Below are 14,920 nucleotides of genomic sequence, written 5' to 3'. Positions count from 1 at the left end.
AACCCGCTATGGCTGTCGGACCCCGGTGCGAGCATCTGTTCATGAACGGAACGGCCAGCATCCTGCACGCGGATCTGGACTCGTTCTACGCCTCCGTCGAGCAACGTGATGATCCAGCGCTGCGCGGCCGCCCGGTGATCGTTGGAGGCGGTGTCGTGCTGGCCGCCAGCTACGAAGCGAAGCGGTGCGGGGTGCGCACCGCGATGGGAGGCCGGCAGGCGCATCAACTATGCCCGAGTGCCGTGGTGGTTCCACCCCGTTTCGACGCGTACAGCGCGGCGAGTAAGCAGGTCTTTGAGGTCTTCCGAGACACCACTCCCCTGGTCGAGCCCTTGTCCATCGACGAGGCGTTTCTGGATGTCGCTGGCTTACTGCGCATTTCGGGCACACCGCGCGATATCGCGGCAGTACTGCGCGCGGAGGTACGCCGGCGGGCGGGTCTGCCGATCACCGTCGGGATCGCTCGCACCAAGTTCCTGGCCAAGGTCGCCAGCCGTCAGGGCAAACCCGATAGGCTGTTGGTGGTGGAGCCCCACGAGGAGTTGTCATTCCTGCGGCCCTTACCGGTGCAGGCACTATGGGGCGTCGGCGCGATCACTGCCAAGAAGCTGCGGGTGTACGGCATCCGTACGGTCGCGGATATCGCAGATCTCGGCGAGTCCACGCTGGCTGCAATGGTCGGCCGGGCCATGGGCCACCAATTGCATTGCCTTGCAAATAATGTGGACCCGCGGCGAGTTCAAGGAGGACGGCGGCGGCGTTCCATCGGCGCCCAATGCGCACTTGGGCGGCGACGCCGCACGCCTAAGGAGATCGACGCCATAGCCACCCAGCTCATCGAGCGGATCGCCCGGCGGATGCGTGGCACCGACCGCAGTTGTCGAACCGTGGTGCTACGGCTGCGGTTCGACGATTACACGCGCGCGACGCGTTCACACACCGTGCTGCGGCCCACGACCTCCACCGAGCGCCTGCTGGCGGTGGCACGGCAGCTTGTCGACGAGGGCGCCTCGCTGATCGCCGAGCGGGGAATCACCCTGATCGGATTCTCCGTTTCCAACTTCGACCCATGCGGCGCAGCACAATTGGAGCTTCCGTTCACAGGTTTGACGGAGAACGCGCTGGCGCTCGACAGTACCCTTGATGAACTGCGCGACAAGTTTGGCACTCGGTCAGTCACCCGTGCCACCTTGTTACACGGGGGTGGACACGAGGAGTGGGGCATCCCCACCTTCGAGGACCTCTAGAAAATAAAGGCCCGTCATCACCGTGAGTACGATGACGGGCCTTTACCGCGGCAGTTATCAGGAATCAACCGAGCACAGCCAGAAGGTACCGCCGGTGGTGTCTTGCACCAGCGCCATCCGCCCATATGGGGTGTCCTGCGCGGGTGTCAGCACCACACCACCGAGCTCGGCGACCTTGGTGGCACTGGCGTCGGTATCGTCGGTACCGAAATACACGGCCCAATGAGCCGGCACACCCTCGGGAAGCGCCCACTGGCCGATGGTCGCGTCGTTGACACCCGCGATCGGCTCACCCTCATGCTGGGCGCACGCATACCGGAAATCATCGGAATCACCCTCTACCTTGGTATCCCAACCGAGAACCTTGGTGTAGAAGTCGACCGCCTTGTCATATTCACGGGTATTCAGTTCATGCCACACCGGCGCGCCCGCCTCGGCAACCAACTGGAACCCCTTGTGAGCCAGCGGCTGCCACAACCCAACTACGGCGCCGGAGGAATCGCCGAAGATTCCCATGTATCCGAGCTCCGGAACTTCCATGGCCTGCATGCAATTTCCGCCACCGTTATCGGCCACCTTCTGCAGCGTGGCATTGATGTCATCGGTGGCGAAGTACGTCGTCCACCCATCGGGGGCATTCCACTCCGGGTTTTTGGCGATCATTCCCGCGACGGCCTTACCGTCCTTGTGCGCATTGACATAGCCGCCGTACTCGGGGCCGGCCTCCTGCAGCGTCCAGCCGAACAGCGCGCCATAGAACGCCTTCGACTTCTCAAGGTCCGACGAGGCAAGGTCGATCCACGCGGGGGCACCGAGTGGAGTTTCTTCACGAGTGGGCATGGGGTCTCCTTGAACTGGATGGGGCATTCACAGGTATCGACCACCGAGGCCAGAAAAACTCATCGCAGGTGCCGACCCTGTCCGCCGCAGAGGGCGGCCAGTTCGCTACGGTCTGTGGAGTGATCGTGTTGCTGCCACCCTCGGAAACCAAACGTGAAGGTGGAGATCACACTCCTCTGCGCCTGGACGAACTGGCGACACCGGCGCTGAATCCACTCCGCGGGACACTCGTCAACGAGCTCGTCGCTCTCGCCGCCAACCCTCAGGCATGCAGGAAGGCGCTGGGCATCTCGGCATCGCAGGACGCCGAGATTCAGCGCAACGCCGAGCTGCGCGCCTCACCCACCATGCCTGCCCTGCACCGGTACACCGGCGTGCTGTACGACGCCCTCGACGTGACATCGCTGCGCGGTGCCGCCGCAACCAGGGCACGCGAGCGACTCGCTGTCGGCTCGGCACTGTTCGGACTGCTACGTGCCGATGATCCGGTCCCCGCCTACCGGCTATCGGCCTCGTCCAAACTGCCCGGAAAGCCGTCGTTGTCCGCGCGCTGGAAGCCCGTTCTGGAACCAGTGTTGGCCGAGCTGGCCGCGAACGAACTGATCGTCGATCTACGTTCAGGTTCATATGCGGGTTTGGGGCGGCTACCGCACGCAGTGACCGTTGATTGCCTCACCGAGCATCCCGATGGGCGCCGCACGGTGATCACCCATTTCAACAAGGCACACAAGGGAAAGCTGGCGCGCATCCTCGCCGGAAGCAGAGCCGAACCCACTGACGCCGCCGCGGTGGCCACCGTCGCCCGTCGCGCGGGACTTCATATCGAGCGCGACGGCAACGCGCTGACGATCATCGTCAGTCAGTAGACGCGGAGTGCGACTTTCCTTCGGAGGAATGTGAAGTCCCTTCCGATGACGATGCGCCCTTGCCGGTCGACGACTTCTCCGGCGACGACTTCTCCGTCGATGGCTTCTCAGCGGGCTTATCGGTCTTGCCGCCCACCGAGGACGTCAATCCCTCGCGAACCTTGGTCACCGTAGACGCAGCGGGCGCCTTGCTATCTGTCTCGGCTCCCTTGGATCCCTCGGCCGTCTTAGTACCGCCGGTGGTGCTCGTGTCACCGGGCGCCGACTTCAGGCTGTCCCGGATGACCTTGGCGGGACGCGTGGCATCCGGCTTCGTGACCTCAGGCTTGGCGGCTTCCGGCTTGGCGGCTTCGGGCTTCGTCACTTCGGGCTTGGCGGCTTCCGGCTTCGTAGCTTCCGGCTTGGCGGCCTCTGCCGTCACCGGGTCGACCTTCGGCTCAACCGCTTTCGTCGGGTCCACCTTCGGCTCAACGACTTTCGTCGGATCTACCTTCGGTGCCTCCGCGGCCGTGTCGACGGGCTTAGCCTCATGCTCCGTTTTGGGCGCCTCTGCAGACGTCTCGGCAGGCTTGGCCCCATGCTCTGTGTGCTCGATGCTGGCCGTCTTCACAGCGGCGTCGTGCTTGGTGGCCTCTGACTTCTCGGACACGGCATCCGGCTTGGTGGCGGCCTGATCGGCCCGCTGAGAGAGGGACGTCTCCGGCGTGGTCTGTGCGTCGGCTGCAGGTGCCGACAGTTTCGGTACCTGCCCAAGGAGACTCGACAAGTCATTGAGCGCCGCGACAATCACCGTCGGCACACCCTCGGTCTTACCAATGATCGCCTGCACCGGCACCGTGATCGGTAATGCAAGCACGTGCAATACCGCGAAGGCCAGCTGCGCAAAGTAAGACGGAGTACCAAAGGCCGGACGCGGCCCCGGGAAATTAGTCGGCAAGGGATCCGGCGCCGGAGGCGGCTCATCGGCGGGTGGGTCAGTCTCCGCTGCGGCCAACTTTGGCAACGGCGAGGAGACCTCTGCGACCTTCTGCTGCGGTTGCGCTGCTGCGGGTTGCTGCGGTGAGAGCCCCGGTATTTCGCCCAACAGGCCAGACAAGTCATTGAGCGCCGCGGCGATCACCGTCGGGACGCCCTCGGCACTACCCAGGAAAAACTGCACCGGCACCGTGATCGGCAATGCGACAACGTGGAATACCGCAAAGGCCAACTGCGCAAAGTAAGACGGAGTACCAAAGGTCGGACGTGGCCCCGGGAAATTGGTAGGCGGCGTCGGCTCATCGGCCGCGGGCGGATCTGCGGGCTGGTCCACCGGCAGATCACCAGCATCGGCGGCGGGCGCATTGAGCTCTGGAGCCATGCCGGTTAGCTCTGGAGACAGGCTGGTCGGCGCGGCTTTTGATGTCGTGAGGAGCTTGGCGACAGTGCCCATGAGATCGGTACTACTCGCCACCCCGGTGCCCGCCGAATTCGATTGCGCTACAGCATCATTCTGCGGGACAGCTACCGCCAACAGGTCAGAGAGCGCCGTGAGGGAGAATGGCCGTGTCGTCACGGAACGTGTTGTGGCCGTATATGTTACGGAAGGGGTCGGCCGAACGGTTCGCACGTCCACGCCTGTTCCGACGCACAGACTGCACACCGCAGCAACCGCCGCAGTTCGAATACCTACATACACTGGACGACACTCCCCTCCGACCCGGGCCAGACCGCCTTCGACAAGGGAAAACTACTACCTCTACGCGCCGGCGACAACACGAAGGCCGCGGCAGCGACTTAACTGTCAGCGCCGGTCCGCACCGGCTGATCCGCCAGCGCGAGCATTTCGTCATCGGTAAACAACCGTGAGCGGATGAGAAACCGCACCCCTTCCGGCGCCTCCAGCGAAAATCCCGACCCACGTCCGGGCACCACATCCACCGTCAGATGCGTATGCGACCAGTACTCGAACTGATCGGCGCTCATCCAGAACGGGGCATCCCCGCTAACCTCGCCGAGTAACACATCCGCTCCGCCCACCCGAAATTCCCCGCGCGGGTAGCACATTGGCGCGCTACCGTCGCAGCATCCGCCGGACTGGTGGAACATCACCGGCCCGTGTTTGGCCACCAACGACGCCAATAGCTCGGCCGCCGCCGGGGTGAGATCGACACGATTGATCAGGGCCGGACTTTCTTCGCGCAAACTGGGGGCACCTCCCGCTTGCGGGGGATCATCAGAAGAACCCCGCCGCGTCGGGCGAGTAGCTCACCAAAAGGTTCTTGGTCTGCTGGTAGTGATCGAGCATCATCTTGTGGTTCTCGCGCCCGATACCGGACTTCTTGTAGCCACCGAACGCGGCGTGTGCCGGGTACTGGTGGTAGCAGTTGGTCCACACCCGCCCCGCCTTGATACCGCGGCCCAACCGGTAGGCGTTGGTCATATCGCGTGACCACACCCCCGCACCGAGGCCATACAAGGTGTCATTGGCGATCTTCAACGCCTCATCCAGCGAGTCGAACTTCGCCACGGACAGCACCGGGCCGAAGATCTCCTCCTGGAAGATGCGCATGCTGTTGGTACCGGCGAAGACCGTCGGCTGAATGTATGCGCCGTCCGGGTATTCGGCGACCTTCCGGGCGTCTCCACCCGTGAGCACCTGAGCACCCTCTTGTCGCCCGATGTCAATGTAGGACAAGATCTTTTCGTACTGGTCGTTACTTGCCTGCGCACCGATCATGGTGTCCTCATCGAGCGGATCGCCGCTGACGATGGCCTCCACGCGCGGGATCGCTCGGGCGATGAACTCGTCGTAGATGGATGAATGCACCAGGGCGCGGGACGGGCATGTGCACACCTCACCCTGGTTGAGCGCGAACATGGTGAAACCTTCGAGCGCCTTGTCCAGGAAGGCGTCGTCGGCAGCCATCACATCAGGCATGAAGATGTTAGGGCTCTTACCGCCCAGCTCAAGGGTGACCGGGATGATGTTCTCGGTCGCGTACTGCATGATCAGCCGGCCCGTGGTCGTTTCACCGGTGAACGAAATCTTGGCGATGCGCGGACTGGAGGCCAACGGCTTACCCGCTTCGACACCAAATCCGTTGACCACGTTGATGACTCCTGGCGGCAGCAGATCACCGACCAGTTCCATCAACACCAGGATCGAGGCCGGGGTCTGCTCGGCGGGCTTGAGCACCACACAGTTCCCTGCAGCCAGCGCGGGGGCCAGCTTCCAGGCGGCCATGAGGATCGGGAAGTTCCACGGGATGATCTGCCCGACAACGCCGAGCGGCTCGTGGAAGTGGTAGGCGATGGTGTCGTGGTCGATCTCCGAGAGCGAACCCTCCTGGGCACGCAGCACCCCGGCGAAATAACGGAAGTGATCGATCGCCAAAGGAATATCGGCGTTGAGGCTTTCGCGGATCGGCTTGCCGTTGTCCCAGGTCTCCGCGACGGCCAGCCTCTCCAGGTTCTGTTCCATCCGGTCGGCGACCTTGAGCAGTGTGTTGGACCGATCGGTCGGCGAGGTGTTACCCCACGCCTCCGCCGCAGCGTGCGCGGCATCGAGCGCCTTCTCGATATCGGGTGCGGTGCTACGGGCGACCTGAGTGAACACCTTGCCGTCGATCGGAGAGGAGTTCTCGAAGTACTGGCCGTCCGCAGGCGCAACCCACTCACCACCGATGAAGTTGTCGTACCGAGGCGCGAAAGTGATTACGCTGCCATCGGTTCCGGGTGCTGCGTGCTTCATTGCCTGCTCCTGTCGGTCGAACATCCGAGCCCTGTGACGTACGTTACACCCAGGTCAGGGGCGGGGGCACCGGTTGTCAGTCCCGTGGCCAGAGCACCAGTTGAGTGCACCGGAACACGGCCACCGCGCGCCCATCCTCGGATGTCACCGTCGCATCCCACAGCTGAGTGGAGCGTCCGCGGTGAACCGGCACCGCAGTCCCGGTGAGCGTTCCCTCGCGCGCGGCGCCGAGAAAGTTCGTCTTCAGCTCGATGGTGGTGAATCCGGTCGCACCCTCCGGCAGGGAGGCTAGGCATCCGTACCCGCACAGCGTGTCAGCGAGCCCGACGATCGCGGCGGCGTGGACGAACCCGTTCGGAGCGAAATGCTCCCCGCGGATCGGAAGCTCGGCGGTGACGGAGCCGTCCTCGGCGCCGTCCCCGTACGACACAGACTCGATCCCCAGCAGCCCGGGAAATTGGCCGGCGGGAAGGCGTTCACTTGTCATCTGGCTTCCTGTCCACGTGTGTGCGGGCAACGATAATCGCCCGCCCGATCCGCATACCTTTAGCATGGGTAAGTTATGTCAGCCCAGTCACCTGAATCCACCACAGTCGATCAGGAAGCGGCGAGCTCCATGATCAGCGTGCAGCGCCGCAATCTGATTTTCATTGCGGTCCTGCTCGGGATGCTCCTTGCCGCCCTGGACAGCACCATCGTCGCCACCGCCCTGCCCACCGTCGTCGCCGATCTCGGGGATGCCGGGCATCAGTCCTGGGTTGTGACCAGCTATCTGCTGGCCTCCACGGTGGCTACCGCGGTCATGGGTAAGTTCGGTGACCTCTTCGGGCGCCGGACAGTATTCATGACCTGCATCGTGATCTTTGCCGTCGGATCACTGCTCTGTGGCATGGCCGGATCCATGGCGATGCTCGTCGGTGCCCGCGCCATCCAAGGCCTCGGCAGCGGCGGGCTGATGGTGACGGCGACCGCCCTCATCGGCGAGATCATCCCCATGCGCGAGCGCGGCCGATATCAGGGCATGCTCGGCGCGGTCTTCGGGGTGACCACGGTGATCGGCCCGCTCCTGGGCGGCCTGTTCACCGATCACCTCGGTTGGCGGTGGGCGTTCTACATCAACCTGCCCATCTCGGCCGTGGTGATCGTCGTGGCGGCCGGTGCAATACCCGCACTGGCCAAGGCGATGCGTCCCGTCATCGACTACTGGGGCATTGCGCTCATCGGATTGGGCGCCTCGGCGCTGACGTTGGCGACCAGCTGGGGCGGCACCACCTATCTGTGGTCCTCGCCGATGATCATCGGATTGTTCATCGGCTCGGTCGTAGCGATCGGTGTCTTCATCTGGGTGGAATCCCGCGTGCCCGAACCGATTCTGCCCCCGCGTCTGTTCCGCGACCCAGTCTTCACGATCTGCTGTGTGCTGAGCTTCGTCGTCGGTTTCGCCATGCTCGGCGTGATGACGTATCTGCCGACGTTCATGCAGTTCGTCAACGGTGTCTCGGCCACCGCGTCGGGGCTGCGCACCCTGCCGATGGTCGCGGGCATGCTCATCACCTCCACCGCCACCGGCACGCTCGTAGGGCGCACCGGCAAGTACAAACGCTATCCCGTGGCGGGCACCGCCATCATGGCCATCGCCCTGGTGCTGCTGTCCCGGATGGACAACTCGACGCCGTTCGCGCTGCAATCGCTGTACCTGCTGATCCTGGGCGTGGGCATCGGCGCCTCGATGCAGGTGCTCACCCTCATCGTGCAGAACACCGCCCGATTCGACGACCTAGGCGTCGCGACGTCCGGTGTGACCTTCTTCCGGACCATCGGCAGCTCCTTCGGTGCGGCAATATTCGGATCGCTGTTCTCCAATTTCCTTGCACGCGAACTGACCTCGGTGACGACGTCACCCGAGGCCACCCAGTCTCCGCAGGCACTGCACGCATTGCCGCATGAGGCTGCGATACCCGTTATCAACGCCTACGCCGACTCTTTGGATCTGGTATTCCTTTGTGCCACACCGGTTGCCATCGTCGGATTCATCGTTTCCCTGTTCCTCAAGGAAGTCCCGCTACGCGGCACCGACTCGGCCCTCGCCATGGACCTCGGAGAGGGTTTCGGCATGCCCAGCACGGTCTCGCCGGACAAGCTGCTGGAGATCGCGATCAGCAACGCGATGCGCGGCTTCCCGCACATCGGTCTGCGCAAGCTGCGCGAGCAGGCAGGCGTGTCGATGCCCATTGCACCGCTGTGGGCCCTAGTGCAGGCGAATCGCTTTCTGCGCGCTACGGGTTCGGCCGAGGTGCCCAGGATCGCAGAGTGGTACCGGGTGCCTCCGGAGGTACTCGATCCCGCCTTCCACGAACTCGTCGAGCACGGTTATGCCCTGCGCACCGATGACCACATCTGGCTCACCGACTCGGGCAGACGGGAAGTCGAGAAGATCAGCGAAGCGATCAACCGCTATCTGATCGAGCGGCTCTCCCGTACACCGGATTTCGAAGATCGTGCGGATCGGGATCAGATTCAGGCGGCGCTGGAACGCATTTCGCGGCGACTCGTCACCGACACCGACTGGCGGGAGAACCCTATCGCTGCACTGCCCGCGGCGCCTGGGGCATCACCAGCACGGTAATCAGCGCCTCGATCGCCGGTCGCGGGTTGAACTCCGGCGCTGGGTTGGCGAGCTGCTGGTAGATGATGCCGGTGAGATAGTCCTGCAGAATTTCCGCGTGCATTTCGGGCGTACCCGGATTCACCTTGCGCATCAGCTGCAGCGTGCGGGGAATCTGTGCGTCCCGCCCCCGCTGAAGCGGCTCCCTCAGCTCGGGGTGGCTCCAGCCCTCCATAAGCAGCACCATGTACGCCCGCACCCGAGTGCTCATCACCCCGACGGCACCGTTGGCGTAGGCCGTGACGATATCGACGAGCTCGGACACCGTCGTCGGGTTCGTCTCGGTAACCAACGCCCGCCAGAAGGCGCGGCGCAACTTCTCGATCTCGATGATGACGCCCAGCAGTAAAGCGTCGCGGGTGCGGAAGTGATTCGACGTGGTACCGCTGGGAACATTCGCTGCCGCGTCGACCGACCGATAGGTAAGGCCGTCGACGCCGTGGGTGCCCGCCACCTGAATAGCAGCTTCCAGCACCTCTGCCCGCCGACCCCGTGGTTGCTCGTTCATCACTACAAGCGTATTACGGTCGGTTTCTGGACACGCACGTTCCCCGCATACTTCTCCTTCGCGGTCTTTAGGCTGGACATCATGCGCTTTTCAATATGGGGACAGACGAATCAATCCTGGGCCGATCTGCTGGATATCGCTCAATACGCCGACCACGGTTCGTGGCGCGCCTTCTATGCCGCCGACCACTTCATGTCATTCGCAGACACCCCCGAAAAGCACACCGACTTCCACGAGGCCACCGCGATCTTTGCGGCACTCGCCGCGGCCACCTCACGTATCCGGCTGGCGCCCTTGGTGCTGTCGATGACCTTCCGGCATCCGGCGGTACTCGCGAACTGGGCGGTCACCGTCGACCACGTGAGCGGGGGGCGCTTCACACTCGGATTGGGCGCCGGCTGGCAGGAGAACGAGCATCAACGGTACGGGCTCGAACTCGGCGAGCCGGGACCGCGAGTCAACCGGTTTTCCGAAGGGCTGCAAGCGATTACCGGACTATTGACTGAGCAGGCGACGACGGTGGACGGCGAGTACTACCGACTGACGGAGGCCATCTGCGAACCCAAACCGCTGCAGCGGCCCCTACCGATTCTGATCGGCGCAACCCAGCCGCGGATGCTGGGACTGGCCGCTCGATATGCACAGGAATGGAACCAGTGGTCCACACCCGGGACCTTCCATGAGGTCTCGGGTCGCCTGGACGCCGCGGCCGAGAAGATTGGCCGCGATCCAGCGACGATATGGCGTTCCACGCAGGCGCGCATCATTGTCACCGATGGCCCGCAATCCGAAGCACGCGCCGCGGAAACCGCTGCCAAATCACCGATTCCGGTGTTGTACGGCACCGCCGAACGCATCGCGGAACAGATGGAGCCATGGGCACGCGAGGGTGTCGACGAGGTAATCTTGCCTGATCACCTTCTCGGCATCGGGAATGCCCGCCGGGACGCTTTTGACGCCCTGGCGCAGGCCCTCAGGCCGCTAGCGGACTAGTTCGCGCGCCGACCGGGGTTAGTTGCCCCAGCCGCGCTGGCCGTCCCAGCCACCGCAGACACCGTTGTAGCAGCCGTGACCATAGCCACCCTGTCCGGGATTCCACCCGCCGCACACCCCGTTGTAGCAGCCACCGCCGCCACCCGCGTCGCCGCCGCCCGAACCACCGGGATCGGCAAGAACGACCTGGTTGGACGTGGTTGTCGGCACCCCGGCGGCCATCACGGCAGCGGGTGCAGCAGCGATCAGCACCGCGCCGGCACCTGCGACGAGCACCCTTCCGATGATCTTCCGTGTGATTGACATATATCCATATTGCTCCTTATTCCGGAGCCTGCCAACCACCGACACCAACTTAATACTCATCCAATCACAAACGGTCACTTATGTTTTCGCAGGTAGAACGCAAAAACGTGATGTTTGTGGGTTGGCTCACCCTAGGAAGTCGATGCAAAGACCTGAACGAACTTCGATAGTGAGGCATCGATATCGCTGCGCAGTGCGGCCGCGACCACGGTGCCGATCGGGCCGAACATGGCGGGCCCGCCCAAGTGCAGGGTGAAGTCCACGACCGATCCCGGTCCCTTCGGGGTGATCGTCACCCTGAGCTTGACTTTCACACCGCCCCTGCCCTTGCCGTCCAGGAACAGTCCCGTCGGCGGGTCGTACTTTTGAAGCGTCCATTTGACCCGGTTGTACATGCCCTTGACGCACACGATCGAGTCGATCACAGTGCCCTCTTGGAGGGTCTCCGGCAACTTGCTGCGCCACGCCGTGTGAACACTCAGCCACTCATCGAATCGCTGCAGATCCGAGGCGTGCTCCCAGGCCACCTGGGGAGGGAGGGGCACATCGATGGAGGAATTCAATTTAGCTGCCACGCTGGCAGAGGATACCCGACCGATAAAAACAGATGGCTAACAGTTACTGGGCGCCGGTAGCCGGGCAAACCTGTCGGCTATCCACTGGACCCCGAGCCGCTCCCCCTCAGGGTCCACATGCCCCTTACCCGGCGCGACGATTTCCTGGACCGTGTCCCCCAGGGCGCATGCCCGTTGCACCGCCGCGTGGATCCAGCGTGCGTCGATAAGCCGATCGGACTCACCGGCATACACAAGCATCGGCCCGGATGCCCGACCCAGCGGTAGTGCGATCCGCTTCAGCGCGCCCGCGAAGATGGCCGCATCCTGCGGGGTGGTGCCGTGAAAATCGTTGGCGCGCAATCTGCCTATGGCCGCGGCCCGCGCGGGATCCAGTCCGTTGTGACAACCCAGCAGCAGCGCCTTGTCGTGTGGGTTGTCCTGAAATGACCCGTGCAGAAAGTTCTCCGGCACCAGCTCCGGGACGGTGACCGACAGCCCCGTGAGCAAGGTCGGCATCATCGAGAGCTGACTCAAGTCATATCGACCGTCGCCGACATGGGTGGCCATATTGGTGAGGTCGGCGGCCGGCGATAGATTTGCCGCCCCCACAAACTCCAGCTCAGGGGCGTAATCACCCGCAAGTTCGGCGGCCGCCCAGGTTGCCTGACCACCCTGGGATGCCCCGATGGCCGCCCATGTCGACGAAGCCCCGGGTATCAGCGACACCGCGGCGCGTGCCGCGTCGATGACGTTGAATCCCGCGGATCTGGGCTCCAGATAGGGGTGTGGACCCGGAACCCCCAGCCCCTCATAGTCGGTGATGGCCACCACCCACCCGCGCTTGGTGAGGTTTCGCACCAGCCAGATATAGCCCCGCAAGTCGGGGGCACGGGAGACCGCACAGTCGTCATCCAGTCCGGTAGTGCCGTGCCCTACCGATACGACAGGCCAACCCTCTCGCGGCGGTTCGCCTTTCGGCGAAAAGACGACTCCCGTGACCTCGGTGGGCGTGGCGGTGGAACCCGAGGTGGACATGTATCGGATGAGATGGCCGTCGGCGATGGCATCAAGATCTGGGGCCAGCGACAAAAGCACATCCGATAGCACTTCACCCGGCGGCGGCGAGGGAGGCGGGGGTGCAACACCCTCCGCCTCGACCCGCGCGCAGGCCGCCGTGAACAACACCAGCGCCGCAATGAGCGGCGCCAGTCGGTTACTGCGCGTCGCCGGCCTTGGGGGCCTCAGGCGCTTCTGCCTTGTCGACGGCACTCTTTGCGGCGTCCTGCACCTTGTCCACCACCGAGGAGTACTTGCCACCGGTCTTGGAGTCGATCACGTCGCCGACCTTGTCGACCGCCTGGTTCACCTTGTCTTTGTTGCCCGACAACAGGCTCTTGAGCTTGTCGATGAGGCCCTTGAAATCAGCCATGTTGTAGTTCTCCTTAGGTCTGGGACGGCGCAACTGTAGTACGAGATCGCGGCGTATGTTGGGTCGAGTGACGGACCCTGTGAAAATCACGCTGACCGGCGCTCCGGAGACGATGCTGGCCACGCTGTACGGGCGCGCACAGGACGCCAAATCCCCCAATTCGGTTCTTCATGACCACTACGCCGCCGAGGCCGTCGCGCGCATCGACTACGACTTCTCCAAAACCAAGATCAAAGGCACTCAGGCGATCGGCGTAGCGTTGCGCGCCCGGCAACTTGACGTCTGGACCTCCGAGTTTCTCACCGCACACCGAGAAGCGACGGTGCTGCATCTAGCCTGCGGGCTGGACACCCGCGTCTTCAGGATCAATCCGCCCGAGACCGTGCGCTGGGTCGATGTCGACTACCCCGATGTGATCGCGCTGCGGCGCACACTGCTCCCCGAGCGCGGAGGCGACTACCGGATGATCGAAAGCTCCGTCACCGATGACGCGTGGCTGGAGAGCATCCCCGCCGACCGACCCACCCTCGCGGTGTTCGAGGGTTTGACGATGTACCTGACCGAGACCGAGGGCCAGGCGCTGATCCGGCGAATCACCGACCGATTCCCCAGTGGCCAACTGGCTTTCGACTGTTACGGCAGCATTGGGATCAAGCTGCAGAAGCTGGTGCCCGCGGTACGCAATGCAGGTGCCACCCTGCACTGGGGTATCGACGATCCCGCCCAGATCCAGGTGTTACACCCGGGGTTGCGCTGCATCGACGACCTCCGCAGCACCGACGTGGCAGGTGAGGAACACCTGCCACTGTCGGGCCGCATCCAGATGAAGGTCATCTCCCATATCCCCGCCCTGCGCGATATCGGCAGGATCATGCGGTTCGGTTTCTAACCCCTTTTCTTACGCGAGCAGACGCATAGTGCACAGAAACGCCAGGTGGCGCGTGCACTATGCGTCTGCTCGCGGTTGGAGGGTCAGCCGTTGAAGGTCAGCGGTTGAGGACGACCATGGCCTTGCCGTCAGCCACCGACTCAAGAGTCCGCAGCTGCAGCAACTCAGGGTTCTCTCGCAGCAGCTTGGCGGTGTTGGCCATCGAGCGCAGCGCCGCGGCATCCGCGCGGGCCCGCTCCAGCTGAGCCTTACCGGCCTCGCGGGCCAGCAGCGGCTCGGCCAGCGCCTTGCGTACCTCGCCGGACAGCATGAGGTCCTTGACGACGAACCGGGTCACCGTCACACCCAGCTCCTCGACCTCGGCCGCAATCTTCGCGACAGCATTGGCACCGAGGAACTGACCCCGCTGGGCCAACAGCTCATCGAGGGTCAACGCCGCAACGGCGTCACGCAGCTGCAGCTGTGCCTGCAGGTAGATACCCCAGTGCACCGAACCACTCTCCGACCCGGCGAAAACGATCGGCTTGGTCACGTTGTACTCGGCCACGGCCGACACCTTCACGGTGAAGCCATCTGCCGTCAGCACATCCTGGCCGGCTACCTGAATCGACTGCGTCCGCATCTCCACGGTGACCAAGGTGTCGGTACGCGGGCGTGTGTAATGCACACCCGGCTTCAGCACAGCCTTGAACACACCGTCGCGGTACAACACGCCACGCTGCCATTCCATGACCGTGACCTTCGTGCCGACCATCTCGTCCCACATACTCATCCTTGTCACCTCTCTTACATTTCTTGTATTCCGTTGCGGAGAAATGACTTCCGAGCCGCATCGCGAACCGGCGGGAGGAATCGCCGTAGCGTCCCCGCTGGACCGGTCCGCGAACCTT

At 63.7% G+C, this 14,920-nt stretch carries 16 protein-coding genes; 5 read left to right on the top strand and 11 right to left on the bottom strand.

All coding sequences use genetic code 11. The annotated features are described in order from the left end of the window. The first annotated feature begins 41 nt into the window (after positions 1-41). The gene (gene dinB, locus MLB1_RS17695) at positions 42-1,247 is read left to right on the top strand and encodes a DNA polymerase IV (protein WP_180751139.1); all 1,206 of its coding nucleotides are present in this window, start codon (positions 42-44) and stop codon (positions 1,245-1,247) included. A 57-nt stretch (positions 1,248-1,304) separates the two neighbouring features. Here the strand turns inward: dinB and MLB1_RS17690 are convergent, their stop codons facing one another. Further along, entirely contained in the window at positions 1,305-2,087 is a 783-nt protein-coding gene (locus MLB1_RS17690; RefSeq protein WP_180751138.1) for a VOC family protein, read from the bottom strand. Positions 2,088-2,206: 119 nt separating this feature from the next. Between MLB1_RS17690 and yaaA the strand changes: the two genes are divergently transcribed. Beyond that, complete coding sequence (yaaA, locus tag MLB1_RS17685; RefSeq protein ID WP_180751276.1) at positions 2,207-2,953, top strand: peroxide stress protein YaaA; 747 nt, start codon at positions 2,207-2,209, stop codon at positions 2,951-2,953. Here yaaA and MLB1_RS17680 read toward each other — a convergent pair. The 4 genes from MLB1_RS17680 to MLB1_RS17665 form a co-directional block, all read right to left on the bottom strand. Beyond that, the gene (locus tag MLB1_RS17680) at positions 2,943-4,628 is read right to left on the bottom strand and encodes a hypothetical protein (protein WP_180751137.1); all 1,686 of its coding nucleotides are present in this window, start codon (positions 4,626-4,628) and stop codon (positions 2,943-2,945) included. The genes yaaA and MLB1_RS17680 overlap by 11 nt on opposite strands. 98 nt (positions 4,629-4,726) lie before the next feature. Beyond that, a complete protein-coding gene (locus MLB1_RS17675) occupies positions 4,727-5,134 on the bottom strand; it encodes a DUF779 domain-containing protein (RefSeq protein WP_255485994.1) in 408 nt (135 codons plus the stop codon). A gap of 31 nt (positions 5,135-5,165) precedes the next feature. Next, positions 5,166-6,683: an aldehyde dehydrogenase gene (adh, locus tag MLB1_RS17670; RefSeq protein WP_180751136.1), complete on the bottom strand. Its 1,518-nt coding sequence runs from the start codon at positions 6,681-6,683 to the stop codon at positions 5,166-5,168. Between the two features lie 76 nt (positions 6,684-6,759). Beyond that, positions 6,760-7,170, bottom strand: a complete 411-nt coding sequence (locus MLB1_RS17665) for a PaaI family thioesterase (RefSeq protein ID WP_180751135.1) — start codon at positions 7,168-7,170, stop codon at positions 6,760-6,762. A gap of 129 nt (positions 7,171-7,299) precedes the next feature. On the opposite strand from MLB1_RS17665, the gene MLB1_RS17660 reads away from it, so the two are divergent. Further along, on the top strand, positions 7,300-9,309 hold the full coding sequence (locus MLB1_RS17660; RefSeq protein WP_180751273.1) for an MDR family MFS transporter: 2,010 nt from the start codon (positions 7,300-7,302) through the stop codon (positions 9,307-9,309). Here the strand turns inward: MLB1_RS17660 and MLB1_RS17655 are convergent. Beyond that, complete coding sequence (locus MLB1_RS17655; RefSeq protein WP_180751274.1) at positions 9,263-9,823, bottom strand: TetR family transcriptional regulator; 561 nt, start codon at positions 9,821-9,823, stop codon at positions 9,263-9,265. The genes MLB1_RS17660 and MLB1_RS17655 overlap by 47 nt on opposite strands. A 114-nt stretch (positions 9,824-9,937) precedes the next feature. Here MLB1_RS17655 and MLB1_RS17650 point away from each other — a divergent pair, with 114 nt between their 5' ends. Next, complete coding sequence (locus MLB1_RS17650; protein ID WP_180751134.1) at positions 9,938-10,849, top strand: LLM class flavin-dependent oxidoreductase; 912 nt, start codon at positions 9,938-9,940, stop codon at positions 10,847-10,849. 18 nt (positions 10,850-10,867) lie between these two features. Here the strand turns inward: MLB1_RS17650 and MLB1_RS17645 are convergent, their stop codons facing one another. The 4 genes from MLB1_RS17645 to MLB1_RS17630 form a co-directional block, all read right to left on the bottom strand. After that, positions 10,868-11,155, bottom strand: a complete 288-nt coding sequence (locus MLB1_RS17645; RefSeq protein WP_180751133.1) for a hypothetical protein — start codon at positions 11,153-11,155, stop codon at positions 10,868-10,870. A 131-nt stretch (positions 11,156-11,286) separates the two neighbouring features. Further along, the gene (locus MLB1_RS17640) at positions 11,287-11,730 is read right to left on the bottom strand and encodes an SRPBCC family protein (protein WP_180751132.1); all 444 of its coding nucleotides are present in this window, start codon (positions 11,728-11,730) and stop codon (positions 11,287-11,289) included. Positions 11,731-11,766: 36 nt separating this feature from the next. Then, a complete protein-coding gene (locus tag MLB1_RS17635; RefSeq protein ID WP_371750647.1) occupies positions 11,767-12,807 on the bottom strand; it encodes a lipase family protein in 1,041 nt (346 codons plus the stop codon). Positions 12,808-12,925: 118 nt separating this feature from the next. After that, a complete protein-coding gene (locus MLB1_RS17630; RefSeq protein WP_180751131.1) occupies positions 12,926-13,141 on the bottom strand; it encodes an antitoxin in 216 nt (71 codons plus the stop codon). 55 nt (positions 13,142-13,196) lie between these two features. Between MLB1_RS17630 and MLB1_RS17625 the strand changes: the two genes are divergently transcribed. Next, positions 13,197-14,030 (top strand): class I SAM-dependent methyltransferase, encoded by an 834-nt coding sequence (locus MLB1_RS17625; protein ID WP_180751130.1) that lies wholly within the window; start codon positions 13,197-13,199, stop codon positions 14,028-14,030. Positions 14,031-14,127: 97 nt separating this feature from the next. On the opposite strand, the gene MLB1_RS17620 is transcribed toward MLB1_RS17625, so the two are convergent. Then, positions 14,128-14,802 carry a slipin family protein gene (locus tag MLB1_RS17620; RefSeq protein ID WP_180751129.1) on the bottom strand — a complete coding sequence of 225 codons (675 nt, stop codon included), beginning with the start codon at positions 14,800-14,802 and terminating at the stop codon, positions 14,128-14,130. Positions 14,803-14,920 lie beyond the last annotated feature (118 nt).

This window comes from Mycobacteroides sp. LB1, from assembly GCF_013449725.1.
In the GTDB taxonomy this organism is placed as follows: Bacteria; Actinomycetota; Actinomycetes; order Mycobacteriales; family Mycobacteriaceae; genus Mycobacterium.
This window is presented reverse-complemented; position numbering and strand designations above follow the sequence as displayed.

What these genes read in the sequence shown, in the direction of transcription:
- dinB (WP_180751139.1), top strand. Translation starts at nt 42, where the DNA reads ATGAACGGAACGGCCAGCATCCTGCACGCGGATCTGGACTCGTTCTAC.
- MLB1_RS17690 (WP_180751138.1), bottom strand. Translation starts at nt 2,087, where the DNA reads ATGCCCACTCGTGAAGAAACTCCACTCGGTGCCCCCGCGTGGATCGAC.
- adh (WP_180751136.1), bottom strand. Translation starts at nt 6,683, where the DNA reads ATGAAGCACGCAGCACCCGGAACCGATGGCAGCGTAATCACTTTCGCG.
- MLB1_RS17665 (WP_180751135.1), bottom strand. Translation starts at nt 7,170, where the DNA reads ATGACAAGTGAACGCCTTCCCGCCGGCCAATTTCCCGGGCTGCTGGGG.
- MLB1_RS17660 (WP_180751273.1), top strand. Translation starts at nt 7,300, where the DNA reads ATGATCAGCGTGCAGCGCCGCAATCTGATTTTCATTGCGGTCCTGCTC.
- MLB1_RS17650 (WP_180751134.1), top strand. Translation starts at nt 9,938, where the DNA reads ATGCGCTTTTCAATATGGGGACAGACGAATCAATCCTGGGCCGATCTG.
- MLB1_RS17645 (WP_180751133.1), bottom strand. Translation starts at nt 11,155, where the DNA reads ATGTCAATCACACGGAAGATCATCGGAAGGGTGCTCGTCGCAGGTGCC.
- MLB1_RS17630 (WP_180751131.1), bottom strand. Translation starts at nt 13,141, where the DNA reads ATGGCTGATTTCAAGGGCCTCATCGACAAGCTCAAGAGCCTGTTGTCG.
- MLB1_RS17625 (WP_180751130.1), top strand. Translation starts at nt 13,197, where the DNA reads ATGTTGGGTCGAGTGACGGACCCTGTGAAAATCACGCTGACCGGCGCT.
- MLB1_RS17620 (WP_180751129.1), bottom strand. Translation starts at nt 14,802, where the DNA reads ATGAGTATGTGGGACGAGATGGTCGGCACGAAGGTCACGGTCATGGAA.